The organism is Pseudomonas sp. CCC4.1, assembly GCF_035019225.1.
GTDB classification, from domain to species: domain Bacteria; phylum Pseudomonadota; class Gammaproteobacteria; order Pseudomonadales; family Pseudomonadaceae; genus Aquipseudomonas; species Aquipseudomonas bubulae.
Genome location: NZ_JASJWL010000078.1, coordinates 1 through 19,292, shown reverse-complemented (window position 1 = coordinate 19,292; position 19,292 = coordinate 1). Strand labels below are relative to the sequence as shown.

Annotated in this window: 21 protein-coding genes; 18 read left to right on the top strand and 3 right to left on the bottom strand. The window is 58.8% G+C overall.

What is annotated here, in order from left to right; genetic code table 11:
• Positions 1-89: 89 nt before the first annotated feature.
• On the bottom strand, positions 90-668 hold the full coding sequence (locus QN377_RS21035) for a Maf family protein (RefSeq protein WP_095019640.1): 579 nt from the start codon (positions 666-668) through the stop codon (positions 90-92).
• Between the two features lie 105 nt (positions 669-773).
• On the opposite strand from QN377_RS21035, the gene QN377_RS21030 reads away from it, so the two are divergent.
• The 16 genes from QN377_RS21030 (at position 774) to QN377_RS20955 (ending at position 14,017) form a co-directional block, all read left to right on the top strand.
• Complete coding sequence (locus tag QN377_RS21030; RefSeq protein ID WP_016779948.1) at positions 774-1,301, top strand: YceD family protein; 528 nt, start codon at positions 774-776, stop codon at positions 1,299-1,301.
• Positions 1,302-1,314: 13 nt separating this feature from the next.
• Positions 1,315-1,497 (top strand): 50S ribosomal protein L32, encoded by a 183-nt coding sequence (gene rpmF / locus QN377_RS21025; protein WP_003442519.1) that lies wholly within the window; start codon positions 1,315-1,317, stop codon positions 1,495-1,497.
• A 4-nt stretch (positions 1,498-1,501) separates the two neighbouring features.
• On the top strand, positions 1,502-2,512 hold the full coding sequence (plsX, locus tag QN377_RS21020) for a phosphate acyltransferase PlsX (RefSeq protein ID WP_095003155.1): 1,011 nt from the start codon (positions 1,502-1,504) through the stop codon (positions 2,510-2,512).
• Between the two features lie 126 nt (positions 2,513-2,638).
• The gene (gene fabD / locus QN377_RS21015; RefSeq protein WP_095019641.1) at positions 2,639-3,577 is read left to right on the top strand and encodes an ACP S-malonyltransferase; all 939 of its coding nucleotides are present in this window, start codon (positions 2,639-2,641) and stop codon (positions 3,575-3,577) included.
• A 16-nt stretch (positions 3,578-3,593) separates the two neighbouring features.
• On the top strand, positions 3,594-4,337 hold the full coding sequence (gene fabG / locus QN377_RS21010) for a 3-oxoacyl-ACP reductase FabG (protein ID WP_016779951.1): 744 nt from the start codon (positions 3,594-3,596) through the stop codon (positions 4,335-4,337).
• 191 nt (positions 4,338-4,528) lie between these two features.
• Complete coding sequence (gene acpP / locus QN377_RS21005; protein WP_016779952.1) at positions 4,529-4,765, top strand: acyl carrier protein; 237 nt, start codon at positions 4,529-4,531, stop codon at positions 4,763-4,765.
• A 111-nt stretch (positions 4,766-4,876) separates the two neighbouring features.
• Positions 4,877-6,121, top strand: a complete 1,245-nt coding sequence (gene fabF / locus QN377_RS21000) for a beta-ketoacyl-ACP synthase II (protein WP_029611296.1) — start codon at positions 4,877-4,879, stop codon at positions 6,119-6,121.
• The gene (pabC, locus tag QN377_RS20995; RefSeq protein ID WP_095019642.1) at positions 6,121-6,939 is read left to right on the top strand and encodes an aminodeoxychorismate lyase; all 819 of its coding nucleotides are present in this window, start codon (positions 6,121-6,123) and stop codon (positions 6,937-6,939) included. Before fabF ends, pabC begins: the two co-directional genes overlap by 1 nt.
• A 3-nt stretch (positions 6,940-6,942) precedes the next feature.
• A complete protein-coding gene (gene mltG / locus QN377_RS20990; RefSeq protein ID WP_095019643.1) occupies positions 6,943-8,037 on the top strand; it encodes an endolytic transglycosylase MltG in 1,095 nt (364 codons plus the stop codon).
• 12 nt (positions 8,038-8,049) lie between these two features.
• On the top strand, positions 8,050-8,682 hold the full coding sequence (gene tmk, locus QN377_RS20985) for a dTMP kinase (protein ID WP_095003159.1): 633 nt from the start codon (positions 8,050-8,052) through the stop codon (positions 8,680-8,682).
• A complete protein-coding gene (locus tag QN377_RS20980; RefSeq protein ID WP_095019644.1) occupies positions 8,675-9,661 on the top strand; it encodes a DNA polymerase III subunit delta' in 987 nt (328 codons plus the stop codon). The genes tmk and QN377_RS20980 overlap by 8 nt, the downstream gene beginning before the upstream one ends.
• 33 nt (positions 9,662-9,694) lie before the next feature.
• Positions 9,695-10,477 (top strand): TatD family hydrolase, encoded by a 783-nt coding sequence (locus QN377_RS20975; protein ID WP_095019645.1) that lies wholly within the window; start codon positions 9,695-9,697, stop codon positions 10,475-10,477.
• A gap of 446 nt (positions 10,478-10,923) precedes the next feature.
• On the top strand, positions 10,924-11,565 hold the full coding sequence (locus QN377_RS20970) for a TetR/AcrR family transcriptional regulator (RefSeq protein WP_019827947.1): 642 nt from the start codon (positions 10,924-10,926) through the stop codon (positions 11,563-11,565).
• A gap of 125 nt (positions 11,566-11,690) precedes the next feature.
• Complete coding sequence (locus tag QN377_RS20965) at positions 11,691-12,659, top strand: GTP 3',8-cyclase MoaA (protein ID WP_095019646.1); 969 nt, start codon at positions 11,691-11,693, stop codon at positions 12,657-12,659.
• Between the two features lie 173 nt (positions 12,660-12,832).
• Positions 12,833-13,438: a DUF4823 domain-containing protein gene (locus QN377_RS20960; RefSeq protein ID WP_095019647.1), complete on the top strand. Its 606-nt coding sequence runs from the start codon at positions 12,833-12,835 to the stop codon at positions 13,436-13,438.
• Between the two features lie 15 nt (positions 13,439-13,453).
• Positions 13,454-14,017, top strand: coding sequence for a DUF1285 domain-containing protein (locus tag QN377_RS20955; RefSeq protein ID WP_095019648.1), 564 nt, complete (start codon positions 13,454-13,456; stop codon positions 14,015-14,017).
• A gap of 46 nt (positions 14,018-14,063) precedes the next feature.
• On the opposite strand, the gene QN377_RS20950 is transcribed toward QN377_RS20955, so the two are convergent.
• A complete protein-coding gene (locus tag QN377_RS20950) occupies positions 14,064-15,128 on the bottom strand; it encodes an NAD(P)-dependent alcohol dehydrogenase (protein WP_095019649.1) in 1,065 nt (354 codons plus the stop codon).
• Between the two features lie 179 nt (positions 15,129-15,307).
• Between QN377_RS20950 and QN377_RS20945 the strand changes: the two genes are divergently transcribed.
• Positions 15,308-16,201 (top strand): AraC family transcriptional regulator, encoded by an 894-nt coding sequence (locus QN377_RS20945; protein WP_095003166.1) that lies wholly within the window; start codon positions 15,308-15,310, stop codon positions 16,199-16,201.
• A 155-nt stretch (positions 16,202-16,356) separates the two neighbouring features.
• Here QN377_RS20945 and QN377_RS20940 read toward each other — a convergent pair whose 3' ends face one another.
• Positions 16,357-18,021 (bottom strand): electron transfer flavoprotein-ubiquinone oxidoreductase, encoded by a 1,665-nt coding sequence (locus QN377_RS20940; protein WP_095019830.1) that lies wholly within the window; start codon positions 18,019-18,021, stop codon positions 16,357-16,359.
• A 546-nt stretch (positions 18,022-18,567) separates the two neighbouring features.
• On the opposite strand from QN377_RS20940, the gene QN377_RS20935 reads away from it, so the two are divergent.
• Positions 18,568-19,292: electron transfer flavoprotein subunit beta/FixA family protein (locus tag QN377_RS20935; RefSeq protein ID WP_323567659.1), on the top strand; the 725-nt coding region annotated here is incomplete at its 3' end.

Here is a 19,292-nt window from a genome sequence, read left to right as displayed (position 1 = left end):
AGCCTGCTCGCGAAGGTCGTTCGCGAGCAGGCTCGCTCCCACAATAGGGCTTGACCTGCAACAGAGTATCTACAGAGTGTCCGGCTTATTCATGGCAGGTGTATGCCCTCGGCAAGCAGCATGTCCACCAGTCGGATCAGTGGCAGGCCGACCAGGCTGGTGGCGTCATCGCCTTCGGTGCGCTGAAACAGGCTCACGCCAAGCCCTTCGGCTTTAAAGCTGCCTGCGCAGTCGTAGGGCTGCTCGGCGCGCAGATAACGCTCGATCTGCTCTGCGCTCAGGCTGCGCATGTGTACGGTAAACGGCACGCAATCGGTCTGATAATGGCCGGTCTGGCTGTTGAGCAGGGTCAGGCCGGTCAGGAAGCTGACGCTGGCACCGCTTGCCGTGGTCAATTGCTGGTGCGCTTTTTCGTAAGTGTGGGGTTTGCCGATGATCCGTCCGTCGAGTACGGCAACCTGGTCCGAGCCGATAATCAGATGATTCGGATGGCTGGCAGCCAGCGCGCGGGCTTTTTCCAGTGACAGGCGCTTGACCAGTTCGATGGCGGTCTCGCCTTGATGATGGCCTTCGTCGATATCCGGCGAGCTGCACGTGAAGGGCAGACGCAGGCGAGACAATAAATCGCGGCGATAAACCGAGCTTGAAGCGAGTAATAAAGGTAGCATGCGCGACTCCTGTAGGCAGTTGACGATTCTAATGCTCGTACGCAATGTCGCACAGACACAATTTCCTTTGACACGTGAAGGGGTCCTCCCTAGAATGCTGCGCCTATGTTGAATGACCCGATTCCACCTCACGTTGACCCGCGCAAATTGGCTGATCGTGGCACTACCCTTCAAGGTGAAGTGTTGCTGGCTGATTTGGAGAGACTCTGCGATCCGCTTTCCGACGATGTCGGTACGGTCCAGGCTAAATTTGTTTTTGAGCGCGACGAACGTAGATCTGTGGTAATACACAGCTCCATCGACGTCGAGGTCAAGATGGTTTGCCAGCGTTGTCTTGAGCTGGTCACCCTGCCGATCCACAGCGAATGCAGTTACGCCGTGGTGAAAGAGGGTGCGAATACCCAGTCGTTACCGAAAGGTTATGACGTGCTGGAACTGGGCGAAGATCCATTGGATCTGCATGCACTGATCGAGGAGGAGCTTTTGCTCGCCTTGCCCATTGTGCCTGCTCATCATCCGGAAGAATGCCAGCAGCCGGCGGGTCTCGATGAGCCCGAACCAGGCGAGGACGAGGTAACGCGGTCCAACCCGTTCAGTGTATTGGCGCAGTTAAAGCGTGACCCAAACGTTTAGGAGTTAATCAATTATGGCTGTTCAGCAGAACAAAAAATCCCGCTCTGCCCGTGACATGCGTCGTTCGCACGATGCTCTTTCGGCTAGCACTCTGTCTGTAGAAAAAACCACCGGTGAAATTCACCTGCGTCACCACGTATCGCCAGAAGGCGTATACCGTGGTCGTAAAGTGATCGACAAGGGCGCTGACGAGTAATCACTTGTCCGCTCAGGTCATCGCGATCGACGCAATGGGCGGGGACTTCGGTCCCCGCAGCATTGTTCAGGCCTGTATTGCCTGCCTGTCTGCTACTCCCTCGCTGCATCTGACCCTCGTTGGTCAACCTTCCCTACTTGAATCCCTGATCGCTGGCCATTCGGCTGTGGATCGCTCGCGCCTGTCTATTGTCCCGGCTTCAGAAGTCATTGCCATGAATGAGCGGCCTTCCCATGCCCTGCGCAGCAAGCCGGACTCGTCCATGCGCGTTGCTCTGGAGTTGCTCCGTGATGGCAAGGTGCAAGCTTGTGTCAGTTCCGGTAACACGGGGGCGCTGATGGCCTTGTCCCGGCATGTGCTCAAGACCTTGCCGGGCATCGACCGTCCAGCGATGGTGGCGGCAGTTCCGACCCAGACCGGCTACTGTCAGTTGCTGGATCTGGGGGCGAATGTCGATTGCACGGCCAGTCAGTTGTTCCAGTTTGCGGTGATGGGCTCGGTGGCGGCGCAGGCGCTTGGTGTGCCTCGTCCGCGGGTCGCCTTGCTCAATATCGGTACCGAGGACGTCAAGGGCAATCAGCAGGTCAAGGAGGCGGCGGCATTGTTGCAGGCGGCGCCGGGGTTGCATTACATCGGTTTTGTCGAAGGCGACGGGGTGTATCGGGGCGAAGCTGATGTGGTGGTGTGTGACGGGTTTGTCGGCAACATCATGCTCAAGTCCAGCGAAGGCCTGGCAACGATGATTTCGAGCCGGCTTGAGGCGGTGTTCAGGCGCAACCTGTTCAGTCGCTTCGTGGGCGTGCTGGCATTGCCGTTGATGCGGCGCTTGCAGGCGGATCTGGCGCCGGCGCGGCATAATGGTGCGAGCTTTCTCGGCTTGCAGGGCATTGTGGTCAAGAGTCACGGTTCGGCAGGTGCTCAGGGCTTTCAAAGTGCAATTGAACGTGCGCTGATTGAAATCCATGAAGACCTGCCAAAGCGTTTGTATGGGCGCCTTGAAGGGTTGTTGCCGTAGGCGTTTTAGCGGTCGGGCGCTTAAATGTGACCGCCCGGTCCAATCAGCCATCCAACTGTCAGTTTCTTGCGTCCGCCACGGCAGGACGTCAATTCTCCGACGACAAGATCATTAGGGGCTTGTTACATGTCTACATCCCTCGCATTCGTCTTTCCAGGGCAGGGTTCGCAGTCCCTCGGCATGTTGGCCGAGCTGGGCGCGGCACATCCGCTGGTCCTGGAAACATTTAAAGAAGCGTCTGACGCCCTGGGTTACGACCTGTGGGCGCTGACTCAGGAAGGTCCTGCCGAGAAGCTGAACCAGACTGATATCACCCAGCCTGCCATTCTTGCGGCCTCGATTGCCCTTTGGCGTCTGTGGTTGGCTGAAGGCGGCAAGCGTCCTGACTTCGTTGCCGGCCACAGCCTGGGCGAGTACAGCGCGCTGGTGGCCGCCGAATGCCTGACCCTGGCCGAGGCGGTCAAGCTGGTCGAGCGTCGTGGTCAGTTGATGCAAGAGGCCGTACCGGCCGGGCAGGGCGCCATGGCGGCGATCCTGGGTCTGGAAGATGCCGATGTACTGGCTGCCTGTGCTGAAGCTGCGCAAGGCGAAGTGGTCAGCGCGGTCAACTTCAACTCGCCGGGTCAGGTCGTGATTGCCGGGGCCAAGGCCGCTGTCGAGCGCGCCATGGAACTGTGCAAGGCCAAGGGCGCCAAGCGTGCCTTGCCGTTGCCGGTAAGCGTACCGTCGCACTGCGAACTGATGCGTCCAGCTGCCGAGCGTTTTGCCGAGTCCATTGAAGCGATCGACTGGAAAATGCCGGCCATTGCCCTGGTGCAGAATGTCAGCGCCGCGGTGGCAGCCGATTTGCCAACCCTCAAGCGCGATTTGCTTGAGCAGCTGTACAAGCCTGTGCGCTGGGTTGAATCGGTTCAGGCCCTGGCGGCCGATGGCCCGGTTGACCTGGTCGAATGCGGGCCGGGCAAGGTCCTGGTGGGCATCAGCAAGCGCTGTGCCGAAGGCGTTACCACTCACAATTTGAATACCCCGGATGCCTTCGCCGCTGCGCGCTTGGCTCTGGTCTGAATCAGGAGAAGCCTGCATGAGCTTGCAAGGTAAAGTTGCACTGGTAACAGGCGCAAGCCGTGGCATTGGCCAGGCAATCGCGTTGGAGTTGGGTCGTCAGGGCGCCATTGTCATTGGTACGGCGACTTCCGCTTCCGGTGCCGAGCGCATCGCTGCCACCCTGAAAGAAAACGGTGTTCAGGGCACTGGCATGGAACTCAACGTGACCAGCAATGAATCGGTTGCTGCGGTACTGGCGAGCATTCAGGAGCAGTTCGGCGCGCCGGCGATCCTGGTCAATAATGCCGGTATCACCCGTGATAACCTGATGATGCGCATGAAAGATGACGAATGGCATGATGTCATCGACACCAACCTGAACAGTCTGTATCGCCTGTCCAAAGGTGTTTTGCGCGGCATGACCAAGGCCCGTTGGGGACGAATTATCAATATTGGCTCTGTTGTGGGTGCCATGGGCAACGCTGGCCAAGTAAACTACGCCGCCGCCAAGGCAGGCCTTGAAGGTTTCGGTCGTGCTCTGGCACGTGAAGTGGGCTCTCGCTCGATCACTGTCAACTCGGTCGCTCCAGGTTTTATCGACACCGATATGACCCGTGAGCTGCCAGAAGCACAGCGCGAAGCCTTGCAGACGCAGATTCCGCTGGGCCGTCTGGGCCAGGCTCAAGAGATCGCAAACGTGGTCGCTTTCCTGGCATCCGACGGTGCAGCCTACGTGACCGGGGCTACAATTCCGGTCAACGGCGGGATGTACATGAGTTAAATGTGACGGATTGCTTCAAAAAAATGTCATACGAGCTGTCTAAAATCCGTTATAAAGCTGCAATCTTTTTATAGGTGGCCGGTTGTTGCGGGGTGAGTGCAAAGCTTTCAGTTGAAAAACCGAAAAGGCTTTCGATACACTTGCCCACTGGCCAGCTGCCTGAATTTGTCCATTAGGAGTGAAAACAAGGTATGAGCACCATCGAAGAGCGCGTCAAGAAAATCGTTGCCGAGCAACTGGGCGTTAAAGAAGAAGAAGTGACCAATGCCGCTTCCTTCGTTGAAGACCTGGGTGCCGACTCCCTTGACACCGTTGAGCTTGTGATGGCTCTGGAAGAGGAATTCGAGACTGAGATTCCTGACGAAGAAGCTGAAAAGATCACTACTGTACAAGCAGCAATCGACTACGTTACTAGCCACCAGGCGTAATAGTTTGTAATCGTTGCTCGCTGTCATGGAAAAACCGCACTGCCGCTCTGGCGTGCGGTTTTTTCTTTAGGTGTGATGCAAAGTGTCGTCAATAGAATAAAGGAGAGTGCTGTGTCGCGTAGACGCGTCGTAGTCACCGGTATGGGGATGTTGTCGCCACTGGGTGCGGATGTTCCGAGCACCTGGCAAGGCATTCTGGCAGGCCGTAGTGGCATTGGTCTGATCGAACACACGGATCTTTCTGCCTATTCCACCCGTTTTGGCGGCTCGGTACAGGGCTTTAACGTTGAGGACTACCTCTCCGTCAAAGAAGCCCGAAAACTTGACCTGTTTATTCAATACGGTCTGGCAGCCGGGTTTCAGGCTGTGCGCAATTCCGGCCTGGAAGTTACCGACGCCAATCGTGAGCGCATCGGTGTGGCAATGGGTTCGGGTATTGGCGGTCTGACCAATATCGAAGAAACCAGCCGTACCCTGCACGAGCAAGGCCCGCGACGGATTTCTCCGTTTTTTGTGCCGGGCTCGATCATCAACATGATTTCCGGCTTTCTGTCTATCCACCTGGGTACACAGGGGCCTAACTACGCCATCGCCACAGCCTGTACCACCGGTACGCACTGTATTGGCATGGCGGCGCGCAACATTGCCTACGGCGAAGCCGATGTGATGATTGCAGGTGGCGCAGAAATGGCTGCTTGCGGTCTGGGCATGGGCGGCTTTGGTGCTTCCCGTGCGCTGTCGACCCGCAACGACGACCCGACCCGGGCCAGCCGTCCGTGGGACAAGGGCCGTGACGGTTTTGTGTTGTCCGACGGTGCCGGCGCGCTGGTGCTCGAAGAGCTCGAGCATGCCAAGGCGCGTGGCGCGACCATCTACGCCGAGCTGATCGGTTTTGGTATGAGCGGTGACGCTTTCCACATGACCTCGCCTCCGGCTGACGGTGCGGGTGCGGCACGCTGCATCACCAATGCCTTGCGTGATGCCCGGGTCAACCCTGATCAGGTGCAGTACATCAACGCCCACGGCACCTCGACGCCTGCCGGTGACCTGGCAGAAGTTTCGGCGATCAAGTCGGTGTTCGGCGATCACGCCTACAACCTGGCCGTGAGTTCGACCAAGTCCATGACCGGTCACCTGTTGGGTGCCGCCGGTGCAGTCGAGGCGATTTTCAGCGTACTGGCCATCAACAGCCAGATTGCGCCGCCGACCATCAACCTCGACGAGCCTGATGAAGGCTGCGACCTGGATTTCGTGCCGCACACGCCGCGCGAAATGCCGATCGATGTGGTGCTGTCCAACTCGTTCGGTTTTGGTGGCACCAACGGCTCGCTGGTGTTCCGCCGGTACGCCGAGTAATGCAAAGCTGGGTCGACGGTCAACCGGCGAGCGCCCTGGCGTCGCTTAAAGACCGTGGGCTGGCCTATGGCGATGGACTGTTCGAGACCATCGCCGTCAAGGCTGGCACGCCGTTGCTGCTGGAGCTGCACCTGCAGCGCCTGGCGCAAGGGTGTTCCCGGCTGGCGATTGTTGCGGATCAATCACTGATCCGCAGCGAATTGCTGGCTTACGCCCACGCGATGGGCGAGGGCGTCCTCAAGCTCATCCTGACCCGCGGCGACAGCCAGCGCGGTTATGGTATATCCCCCGGGGCCATGCCTCGAAGAATTCTGCAAGCCAGCCCGGCGGCTGCCTGGCCTGAAGCCAATGCGCTGCACGGTATAACACTGTTCGACTGTGCCACCCGTCTGGCCGAGCAACCGCTATTGGCCGGGCTCAAACACCTCAATCGACTCGAACAGGTCATTGCGCGCTCCGAATGGCAAGACCCGGCCTGTGCCGAGGGCTTGATGCGCGATACCTCGGGGCGGGTGATTGAAGGTGTGTTCAGCAATCTGTTTATTGTGCGTGACGGCGTTTTGCTGACTGCCGACCTGCGCCGCTGCGGTGTGGCTGGCGTGATGCGGGCTGCACTGCTGGCCGAGGCCGGGCGCCTGGGCATCCCTTGCCATGTTACCGATATCAGCCTTGCGCAGTTGCAACAGGCCGATGAACTCTTTCTCTGCAACAGCGTATATGGCATTTGGCCGGTGCGCGCTTTTGCAGACCTTAGCTGGCCGGTGGGGCCGCTGACCCGTAAACTGCAAGGTATTGCTCGCACCTTACTGGATGTCTGATTCGTGAAACGTAAAATCTTGGTGCTGCTGGAGACAGGTCTGGTGCTGGCGGGCTTGCTGCTGGGCGTCAGTGCCTGGAAGCTCAACTCGGCGCTCGACCAGCCGCTGAACCTGACGCAAGAGCAATTGCTCGATGTCCCGGCCGGCGCCACGCCGACTGGCACGTTCAATCGACTGGAAGCTGACGGTACCCTGCAAGACGCATTCTGGCTGCGTCTTTACTGGCGCTTTAACCTTGAAGGCCAGCCTTTGCACAGCGGCGAATATCGCATGACTCCGGGCATGACCGCCCAGGAGTTGATCGGTGTGTGGCAGCGTGGTGAGGTGGTGCAATACAGCCTGACCCTGGTTGAAGGCTGGAACTTTCGCCAGGTGCGTAGCGCCCTGGCCAAACACGAAAAAATCGAACAGACCCTCGACGGCCTGAGCGATAGCGAAGTCATGGCCAAACTCGGGCACGAAGGGGTATTCCCGGAAGGGCGGTTTTTCCCTGATACCTACCGTTTTGTGCGTGGGATGACCGATGCCCAGTTGCTGGAAAAGGCCTACGACCGTCTGGATAAAGTGCTGGCCCAGGAATGGGAGCAGCGTGACCCGGGCGTACCCTATACAACGCCATACCAGGCGCTGATCATGGCTTCCCTGGTGGAAAAAGAAACCGGCGTGCCACAAGAGCGTGGGCAAATTGCCGGAGTATTTGTGCGTCGGATGAAAATCGGCATGCCACTGCAAACCGATCCTACGGTGATCTACGGTCTGGGTGAGCGATACAACGGCAAACTGACCCGCGCCCATTTGCGCGAGCCTACGCCGTACAACACCTACACCATTCCCGGTCTGCCGCCGACACCGATTGCCATGGTCGGGCGTGAGGCCATTTATGCCGCACTGCACCCGGCGGATGGCACCAGCCTGTACTTTGTGGCCAAGGGCGATGGCAGCCACACGTTTTCCGATGACCTGGATGCGCACAACTCTGCTGTGCGTGAATTCCAGATCAAACGTCGGGCCGATTATCGTTCGAGCCCTGCGCCGACCCCCGCTGCTGAACCGGCAAGCGCCCCGGTCGAGCCGCAAAGTCCGAAAGACACTGATTAAGGATTGCCGCTTGTGACTGGCTTGTTTATTACCTTGGAAGGCCCCGAAGGCGCGGGCAAAAGTACCAATCGCGAGTACCTGGCAGAGCGTTTGCGCGCCGCAGGCATCGACGTGGTGCTGACCCGCGAACCTGGCGGCACGCCGCTGGCCGAGCGCATCCGCGAGCTGCTGCTCACGCCCAGTGACGACGCAATGTGTGCCGACACCGAGCTGTTACTGGTGTTCGCTGCCCGCGCCCAGCATCTGGCCGAAGTCATTCGCCCGGCGCTGGCCCGTGGTGCAGTAGTGCTGTGTGATCGCTTTACCGACGCCACCTATGCCTATCAGGGCGGTGGCCGGGGCTTGCCCCGTGAGCGCATCGCAACCCTGGAGACCTTTGTTCAGGGGGCTCTGCGCCCGGATCTGACCCTGGTGTTCGATCTGCCCATCGAAGTCGGCATGGCCCGTGCCAGTGCCCGCGGTCGCCTCGACCGCTTTGAGCAGGAAGGCCGCACCTTCTTTGACGCCGTGCGCAGTACCTACCTTGAACGTGCCAGGCTTGAGCCCGGGCGCTACCGCCTGATCGATGCCGCACAAACCCTGGAGCAGGTGCAGGGCCAGCTCGACGCCCTGTTGCCGCAATTGCTGGGCATGCACCGTGGCTGAGGCTTATCCGTGGCAAGACGGTCTGTGGCAGCAGATGGCCGGGCGCGCGCAGCACGCTCATGCCTACCTGCTGCACGGCCCGGCGGGCATCGGTAAGCGGGCGCTGGCCGAGCGGCTGATGGCCAGCCTGCTGTGCAAACAGCCGGTCGGGCTTGAGGCTTGCGGTACGTGCAAGTCCTGTTCGTTGCTGGCGGCGGGCAGTCACCCCGACAACTACATTCTTGAGCCTGAAGAGGCTGACAAGGCGATCAAGGTTGACCAGGTGCGTGATCTGGTCAGTTTTGTGGTGCAGACCGCCCAGTTGGGCGGGCGCAAGGTGGTGCTGGTCGAGCCGGTGGAGGCGATGAACATCAACGCCGCCAACGCCTTGCTCAAAAGCCTTGAAGAGCCCTCGGGCAACACTGTCTTGCTGTTGGTCAGTCATCAGTCCAGCCGGTTGCTGCCGACCATTCGCAGCCGCTGTGTGCAGCAGGCCTGCCCGTTGCCAAGTGAAGCGCTGAGCCTTGAATGGCTGGCCCATGCGCTGCCCGATATCCCTGAGGCCGAGCGGGTCGAATTACTGACTCTGGCAGCCGGTTCCCCCCTGGTGGCCGTCAAGCTGCAGGCCCAGGGTGTGCGCGAGCAGCGTGCGGCGGTGGTTGAGGGGGTTAAAAAACTGCTCAAGCGCGAGTTGTCGGCCAGTCAGTTGGCTGAAAGCTGGAAAGCCATCCCGCTGCTGTTGCTCTTTGACTGGTTTTGCGACTGGTCGAACCTGATCCTGCGCTATCAACTGACTCAGGACGAGGACGGTCTCGGGCTGGAGGACATGCGCAAAGTGCTGCAGTACCTGGCGCAGAAGACTGCGCAGGACAAAGTCCTGACTATTCAGGACTGGATTCTTGCCCAGCGCCAGAAGGTCTTGAGCAAGGCCAACCTCAACCGTGATCTGTTGCTTGAAGCGTTGCTGGTGCAGTGGGCAGGCCTGCCCGGCCAGCGCTGATCTGACTGAATTGATAAACAGGTAATTTTTTGTATGCTGGTTGACTCCCATTGCCATCTCGATCGTCTTGATCTGAGCGCCCATGACGGCTCGCTGGATGCCGCCCTTGAGGCTGCGCGCCAACGTGGTGTCGGGCATTTTCTATGCATTGGCGTAAGCGCCGACAACGCGGCCGATGTCAAAGCCCTGACTGAGCGCTATGCCGATGTGGACTGCTCGGTGGGCGTCCACCCGCTGGACGTACAACCCGGTGCCGCACCGGCGCTTGACTGGCTGCTGGGCGAGTTGAATCACCCACGGGTGGTGGCCATTGGTGAAACTGGTCTGGACTACCACTACGAGCCTGAAGCAGCCGATTTGCAGCAACTGTCGTTCAGGGTTCACCTGGAGGCGGCACAACAGACCGGCAAGCCGGTGGTGATCCACACCCGCGGTGCCCGCGCCGATACCCTGGCCATGTTGCGTGAGGCAGCGTTGCCGCAGGCCGGTGTGCTGCATTGCTTTACCGAAGACTGGGACATGGCCAGGGCGGCGCTGGACATGGGTTACTACATCTCGCTGTCGGGGATTGTGACCTTTCGCAATGCTGATGCCCTGCGCGATGTGGCCCGTCAGGTGCCTGCCGACCGGCTGCTGGTCGAGACCGACTCGCCTTACCTCGCCCCGATCCCCCATCGTGGCAAGCCAAACCTGCCGCAATACGTGCGTGAAGTGGCTGAGTTTTTGGCGATGTTGCGCGGTGAGTCCTACGAACGCTTTGCAGAGCAAACCACCGAAAACTTCAAGCGCCTGTTCCCGCTGGCACGGGTCAGATGATTGCGTGGCTTTGAGGGGGCGGGCTTGCTCGCGATGGGATCGCTGCGGTGTGTCTGCTAAACCGAGTTGCCTGTGCCGCGAGCAAGCCGGTTCCTACAGGTTTGGCGTTTAACTGAACAGCAGGCAAAAAAAACCCGGGCTCTGGGGAATCCGGGTTAAGACCATTAGGAGTAAAACAAAGGCACACATTCCATTGCGGCCAATATCGGCGCAGCACTTTGGGGGGGATGTCACGCCGACATGATAAGTATTGGTCAGCTTTGTCGAACGTCCAGCCGCAGCTGATCGTTTTTTAAACAGATTTGGAATACCCCAGCTTCGCTTGAGTGCTCATCTAATCGTGGGTAAATCGTTTGAACCCATCGATATGCAGGATGATCCGTGCAATTTAGCGTGACTAATGCATAATACTCCGCTTCGATTTTGACCCGAACAGACCTTTTCTTATGCACAAAGAACCCCGTAAGGTCCGTGAGTTTCGTCGCCGTGAGCAAGAAATTCTCGATACCGCGCTCAAGCTGTTCCTCGACCTGGGTGAAGACAGTGTCACCGTCGAGATGATCGCTGATGCCGTGGGTATCGGCAAAGGCACGATCTACAAGCACTTCAAGTCCAAGGCCGAAATCTACCTGCGCCTGATGCTCGATTACGAGCGCGATTTGAACGAGCTGCTGCATTCCGCCGATGTGGATAAAGACAAGGAGGCGCTGTCCCGCGCCTACTTTGAGTTCCGCATGCGCGACCCGCAGCGCTACCGATTGTTTGATCGCCTTGAAGAGAAGGTGGTCAAGGGCAATCAGGTGCCTGAACTGGTCGAAGAGCTGCACAAGATCCGCGCTTCCAACTTTGAGCGCCTGACCCTGCTGATCAAGGGCCGCATCAGCGAAGGCAAGCTCGAAGACGTGCCGCCTTACTTCCATTATTGCGCGGCCTGGGCCCTGGTGCATGGTGCGGTGGCGCTGTATCACTCGCCGTTCTGGAGCAATGTGCTGGAAGATCAGGAGGGCTTTTTCCAGTTCCTGATGGACATCGGCGTGCGCATGGGCAACAAGCGCAAGCGTGACACCGACACCCCGGCAGTCGAGTAACCACAGCCTGTATTTGCCTTCATGGCTTATGGCCTTGAGGCTTATACTCAGGCTTGGGTCTTGCCAAAACCTGATTTATGAGTCAGGTTTTGCAGCGACCCATTTCCCCCGCGCCGGAGTCATTCATGATCGTTGATCGCCAAGGCAGACGTTTTCGCAATTTGCGGATCAGCCTGACTTCAGCCTGCAACTATGCCTGCACTTACTGTGTGCCCAACGGTAAACGGCTGGTGGCGGCACAGGATGAGCTGTCGGCCGAAGCCATGGTGCGCGGCGTGGCCTATCTGATCGAAGCTGCAGGCATCGAGCGCTTGCGCATCACCGGCGGTGAGCCGCTGATCAGCCCCAAGCTCGACACCTTTATGCGTGAAGTCGGCCGGCTCGGCCTGGGTGATATCAGCCTGACTACAAATGGCCAATTGCTTGCGCGCAAACTGCCGTTGCTGCTGGACGCGGGCATCGCTCGCATCAACGTCTCCCTCGATACCCTTGACCCAGAAGCATTCCGCCGCATTGCCCGGGGCGGAGACCTGGCAACGGTGCTCGATGGCATGCAACAGGCGCGTGAGGCCGGGATCAAAATCAAGGTCAATATGGTGCCGCTGCGCGGGCAGAACCTGGATCAGGTCATACCGCTGCTGGAGTACTGCCTTGAGCGTGGTTACGAGCTGCGTTTTATCGAGCTTATGCGCATGGGGCACCTGGCCAGTGATGGCAATGCTTTCCTGCAGCAGTTCGTCAGCCTGCAGCAGTTGTTGGCGCTGATTGGCGAGCATCATGAATACCAGCAGGCTGATGCGCCCATCGACGCCACGGCGGTGCGTTACCAGATTCCCGGGCACGGGTATTTCGGCGTGATTGCCAACGAAAGCGTGCCGTTTTGCCGGACCTGCTCGCGGTTGCGGTTGTCGTCCACGGGGTGGCTGCATGGTTGCCTGTCATCGAGCAATCGCCACTATGTGGGTGATCTGCTGAACAAGCCGCGCCACGAGGCATTGCCAGCGCTGCAAGGTTTATTGATGAAAGCCCTGGGCGACAAACAGGACGTGGCTTTCTCGGGCGGCGCTACGGTGATGAAAATCATCGGCGGCTAACAATCTGAGTGGGAGCGGGCTTGCCTGCGATGCTGGCAACCCGGTCTTGCTGATACACCGAGTTGATGCCAAAGCGGGCAAGCCCGTTCCCACAGGGGAGGAGGGTGTTGGCGCGTAATCTGCATCTCGGGGCTATTCGCCGGTTTTTTGTCATCGGCTTTCGGGAGAGCGGGATGCGTGGTCTGATTGTGTTGCTGGCTTTTTTGGCGCTGGGCGGCTGCATGAGCGTCAGTGATCTGGGCGAGGGCGCGCGCTATCAAATGAGCGACGCCGGTTTGCTCGATCACAGCAATACACGTCGCAGCAATTCGCTGCGCATTCAGCCTGATTCCTTTATTTATATCGCCCAGGGGCCTTTTGCACCGATCGGCGATCCGTATGTGCGGCCCAATATCGTTGCCGAAGAAGCTTTCAACGGTTTTGTCGAATACTTCCCCATGGTGCGCCGGGCCAAGGAGCCGGTGGGGCTCGATCAGGCCATGACCGAAGCGCGTAATTTTGGCGCCCACTACCTGTTGTACACCCGCTTTGCCCGGGCCGATGACCGCATCGGCAACAGCGACGAATGGCTCGATCAGGAAGAAATCAGCCGCCTGGGCATCGACAGTGGGGTGATTCAGGTGATGCTGATCGAAACCAGCACTCAGTACCTGATCGACACTGCCACCATTCGCAGCCGTGGCGGTTTGCTGACGTTCCATGACAACAAGCCCGCCGACCTGATCGGCCCGCCGCTCGCCAAGTACGCCCGCAGCTTGATAGGCTTGAGCGATCAATAAGTCGAGGAGAGCACCATGAGCGAGCCGGTAGACGTCAGCAATTTGCTGGCGCAAATCCCCAGGGCCGACAAGGGGCTGCCGCCCGTTCATTTGTGGGATACCGCCTTTTGCGGGGACATCGATATGCGTATCGCCCGTGATGGCACCTGGTATTACATGGGTACGCCGATCGGTCGCAAGCCAATGGTCAAATTGTTCTCGACCATCATTCGTCGCGATGGTGATGAATATTTTCTGATCACACCGGTCGAAAAGGTCGGCATCAAAGTGGATGACGCGCCTTTTGTAGCGGTCGCTCTGGACGTGGAAGGGGTGGGGGAGCAGCAAGTGCTGCGCTTTACCACCAATGTCGATGAGTCGGTCAGCGCTGGCAGCGAGCACCCGCTGCGCTTCGTCATTAACCCCGAGACCCAGGAGCCTGCGCCTTACCTGCATGTACGGCGTAACCTTGAAGCGCTGATCCACCGCAATGTGTTCTATCAGTTGATAGAACTGGCGGTGGTTGCTGAAATCGATGGGCAAAACTGGCTGGGCGTGTGGAGCGCTGGCGAGTTTTTCCCGATAGGGCTTGAGCCCTAGGCCCAGTGATTGTGGGAGCGGGAAACCCGCTCCCACAAAGACGCATTTAGGCCTTCAGTGTTTTCATATCGATCACAAAGCGGTATTTCACATCGCCTTTCACCACGCGCTCAAAGGCTTCGTTGATGTTTTTGATGTCGAGCATTTCGATATCGCAGGTAATCCCGTGCTCGGCGCTGAAATCGAGCATTTCCTGGGTTTCGGCAATGCCGCCGATCAGCGAGCCGGCCAGTACGCGCCGCTTGAACACCAGGTTGAAGGCGTTCAGTGCCGGCTCAACCGGCTCGATCAGGCCCACCAGAATGTGTACGCCGTCAAAGGTCAGGGTTTCGAGGTACGGGTTCAGGTCGTGCGGCACCGGAATGGTGTCCAGCAGGAAGTCGAAGTGCCCGGCAGCGGCTTTCATCTGCTCGGCATCGGTGGACACGATCACATGGTCGGCGCCCTGGCGACGCGCTTCTTCAGCCTTGGCTTCGGATCGGGTGAACAGGGTCACTTCAGCGCCCAGAGCCTTGGCGAACTTGATGCCCATGTGGCCCAGGCCGCCCATACCCAGAATACCGACCTTGTCGCCCGCTTCCACGCCGTAGTGAACCAGAGGCGAGTAGGTGGTGATGCCGGCGCACAGCAGGGGTGCGGCGCTGGCCGGCTCGAGATTTTTCGGAATGCTCAGTACGAAGTGTTCGCTGACAACCATCTTGTCCGAGTAACCGCCCATGGTCAGCGTGCCGTCGATGCGGTCCGGGCTGGCGTAGGTTTGGGTCATGCCTTCCAGGCAGTATTGCTCCAGGTCTTCCTTGCAGGCCGAGCAGGTGCGGCACGAATCAACCATGCAGCCCACGCCGACCAGATCGCCGACCTTGTGCTTGGTAACTTTGTCGCCAACGGCGGTGACCTTGCCGATGATTTCATGGCCCGGCATCAGCGGGTAAGTCGCGAAGCCCCAGTCATTGCGCGCCTGGTGGATGTCGGAGTGACAGACACCGCAATACAGCACTTCGATCGCGACGTCGTCCGGTCGCGGTGCGCGACGGTTGAACGGCATGGGCGCCAGTGGGGCCTTGGCATTCTGGGCGGCATAACCGATAGCGTTATAAGTAACAGTGGACATGAGAACCTCGCGAAACGTTGACTGTGAACAGGGCGCAATTTTGCGCTTACATGCCTTTCAGGACTATGACGATTCCTCCGCCTGTCATGCCTAATACTCCGGATTGACGGGGTGGCTGCCATTTTATTGACCAATTCTGCGAAGATGCGGCTGTCTATTCCTCCTGCGAACCTTTCTCCATGCTTTTGACCCGTCACCGTGACGAGAACGCCGCTCTGGTGTCTCTGATCGAACCGCTGGCGACACAAACCGGTTTTGTGTCGACCTTGTTGCCCGAAGTCCGGGTGGTTTCTGCCTGCCGGGTAGTAGCCCGAATGCCGCAGATTTATGAGCCTAGCCTAATGGTGATTGCTCAAGGCAGTAAGTTGGCCTATCTGGGCCAGCGCACCCTGGAATACGGTGCCGGACATTATCTGGTGCAGGCGCTGGCGGTGCCTTTTGAGTGTGAAACCTTCGCTTCGGAAGAAATGCCATTGCTGGGTGTTGCTATCAGCATCGACCGAGCGGTACTGGGCGAGTTGGTACTGGCCATGGGCCTGGCCCCTGACCGCAGTGCAGTTGCCCAAACTCCGGAGTCGATGACCTCGGCGGTGCTGGATGACGATATGCGCCAGGCGGTCGAGCGCCTGTTGCGTTGCCTGCACGACCCTCTGGAGTGCCGGATCATGGGGCAGGCGAGGTTGCGCGAGGTGCTGTTCGCGGCCTTGCGGGGGCCGCAGGCGGGTGTGTTGCGGGCTTTGGTTGAGCAGCAAGGGCAGTTTGCCCGGGTGGCGGCGTCATTGAGCTACTTGCATGAACACTTCGCACAGCCGCTGAATGTCGAGACATTGGCCCGTTGCGCGAATATGAGCGCGTCGACCTTTCATGAGCATTTCAAGCGCAGCACCTTGTTGTCGCCGGTGCAGTATCTCAAGCGGTTGCGGCTGTTGCGGGCGCAGCAGTTGCTATTGAGTGAGGGGCTGGGGGTGGCGCAGGTGGCGGAGCGGGTGGGCTATCAGAGTACGTCGCAGTTCAGTCGCGAGTACAAGCGCTACTTCGAACGCAGCCCCGGTCATGAAGGGGTGGGGTGCTAGCCAGCCGGTGTGACGGGCGTGGTGTGGGAGCGGGCTTGCTCGCGATGCGCACAGCGCAGTCTGTCAGGCAAACCTGGGCGATCCCATCGCGAGCAAGCCCGCTCCCACAAATCCGGGGGCAATAAAAAAGGCCCCCGAAGGAGCCTTTTTTAGACTTACATGTTCGGGTAAGTCGGCCCGCCGCCACCTTCCGGGGTTACCCAGGTGATGTTCTGTGACGGGTCCTTGATGTCACAGGTTTTGCAGTGCACGCAGTTTTGCGAGTTGATCTGGAAGCGCTTCTCGCCGCTTTCCTGGGTGATCACTTCGTACACACCCGCCGGGCAATAACGCTGAGCAGGCTCGTCGTAGAGCGGCAGGTTGACGCTGATCGGGATGCTCGCGTCGCGCAGCTTGAGGTGGCAAGGCTGCTCTTCTTCGTGGTTGGTGCTGGAGATGAATACCGAGCTGAGCTTGTCGAAGCTGAGTTTGCCGTCCGGCTTCGGGTAGTCGATCTTTTTGCAGTCCTTGGCCTGTTTGAGGCAGGCGTAGTCAGGCTTGGTGTCGTGCAGGGTGAACGGCAGTTTGCCGCCGAAGATGTTCTGATCAAGCCAGTTGAAACCACCGCCCACGATAGGGCCGAACTTGTGCAGTGCCGGACCGAAGTTGCGGCTGGCGAACAGTTCGTCGAACAGCCAGCTGGCCTTGAAGGCCTCAACGTAGGTGTTCAGTGCATCACCGCCTTCGGAGTCGGCGAGCAACGAGTCAGCCACGGCCTCAGCTGCGAGCATGCCGGACTTCATCGCGGTGTGGCTGCCTTTGATCTTGGAGAAGTTCAGGGTGCCCAGATCGCAACCGATCAATGCGCCGCCGTTGAAGATCATTTTCGGCAGCGAGTTCAGGCCGCCTTTGCAGATGGCGCGAGCGCCATAGCTGATACGTTTGCCGCCTTCCAGGTACTGCTTGAGCACCGGGTGATGCTTGAGGCGCTGGAATTCGTCGAATGGCGACAGGAAGGTGTTGCTGTAGGACAGATCAACGATCAGGCCAACTACTACCTGGTTGTTTTCCAGGTGATACAGGAAAGAACCGCCGGTGTTTTCGCTGCTGATAATGTCCAGCGGCCAGCCTGCAGTGTGCACCACCAGGCCTGGCTGGTGTTTGGCCGGGTCGATTTCCCAGATTTCTTTCAGGCCGATACCGTAGTGTTGGGCATCTGCGTCGCTGTCGAGCTTGAAGCGTTCGATCAGTTGCTTGCCCAGGTGACCGCGGCAGCCTTCGGCGAACAGGGTGTACTTGCCACGCAGTTCCATGCCCGGGGTGTACAGGCCTTCCTTGGGGTTGCCTTCGCGGTCAACGCCCAGGTCGCCGGTGATGATCCCGCGAACCACATTGTTTTCGTCGAATAGCACTTCTTGAGCAGCGAAGCCCGGGTAGATTTCTACACCCAGGTTTTCGGCCTGCTGTGCCAGCCAGCGGCACAGGTTGCCCAGGGAGATGATGTAGTTGCCTTCGTTGTGCATGGTTTTCGGCACAAACAGGTCTGGCACCTTGGTCGCGGTGCTGTCGCTGCGCAGTACATAAATATCGTCGCGGGTAACGGGAGTGTTGAGCGGAGCGCCGAGCTCTTTCCAGTCCGGGAACAACTCGTTCAGGGCGCGAGGTTCAAAGACCGCACCGGACAGGATATGAGCACCGACTTCGGAGCCTTTTTCAACCACGCAGACGCTGATTTCTTTACCGGCTTCGGCGGCCTTCTGCTTCAGGCGGCAGGCGGCGGACAAACCGGCAGGGCCGGCGCCGACGATGACCACGTCGAATTCCATGTATTCGCGTTCCACAGGTTCTCTCCTACTCAAGGCTCAACGGTATTTTTCTAATTGGAGGTTTGGCGTTTCATCCATTATTCCCTCGACGCAGGCCAAGGACGCAATGGATGAGGCGCCGCTCTCTCTATGAGGTCGGGCATTATATCTACACCACTGGCAGGGTCCAATACAAACGTTTGTTTGAATTCACTGCAACCCAGACAAATCAAAGACGCGCGGCTTAAAACTGGCCCATTTGCTGTATTGACCGCAAATGGTGTTCCGGTCAAGATACGGTCGGTTTTGCGCTCGCCGTAGGCTGATTGTTGGTTTCAAGAGCACCTCTAAAGACAGGGCACAGGCATGAGCCAGTGGGAGCCTGCCATTTTTGCAGCGGAGTTTACACGTCCTTTTGGTGGATGACTTGTTAGTCACATCGGACAGACGGTCGCAGGGGCAGTCGCTGGTACCCGTCTATTAATAAGGCAACGATCTTTGGAGGTGCCCTTGTGCTGACGAGCATCAACCGCCAGGTTCGCCTAGGCGACTTTCTTTTCACCGGAGAGTAACGAGGAATCCATGAAGGTTCTTGTAGCTGTCAAACGAGTGGTCGATTACAACGTTAAAGTGCGCGTCAAAGCGGACAACTCCGGCGTTGACCTCGCCAACGTCAAGATGTCGATGAACCCCTTCTGCGAAATCGCCGTGGAAGAAGCCGTACGCCTGAAAGAGAAAGGCGTTGCGACTGAAATCGTCGTCGTCTCCATCGGCCCGACCACCGCTCAGGAACAGCTGCGTACCGCGCTGGCGCTGGGTGCTGATCGCGCCATTCTGGTCGAGTCCGCCGAAGACCTGACCTCGCTGGCCGTGGCCAAGCTGCTCAAGGCCGTTGTCGACAAGGAACAGCCACAGCTGGTGATCCTGGGTAAACAAGCCATCGACAGCGACAACAACCAGACTGGCCAGATGCTGGCTGCGTTGACCGGTTTCGGTCAGGGCACGTTCGCGTCCAAGGTTGAAGTGGCAGGTGACAAGGTTGCCGTGACCCGTGAAGTAGACGGCGGCGCGCAAACTGTTTCGCTGAAATTGCCGGCGATCATCACCACCGACCTGCGTTTGAACGAGCCGCGTTATGCGTCCCTGCCAAACATCATGAAAGCCAAGAAAAAGCCGCTTGAAGTACTGACGCCAGACGCGTTGGGTGTTTCGACTGCTTCGACCAACAAGACCCTGAAAGTGGAAGCCCCGGCTGCACGCAGCGCGGGTATCAAGGTCAAGTCGGTGGCTGAACTGGTCGAGAAACT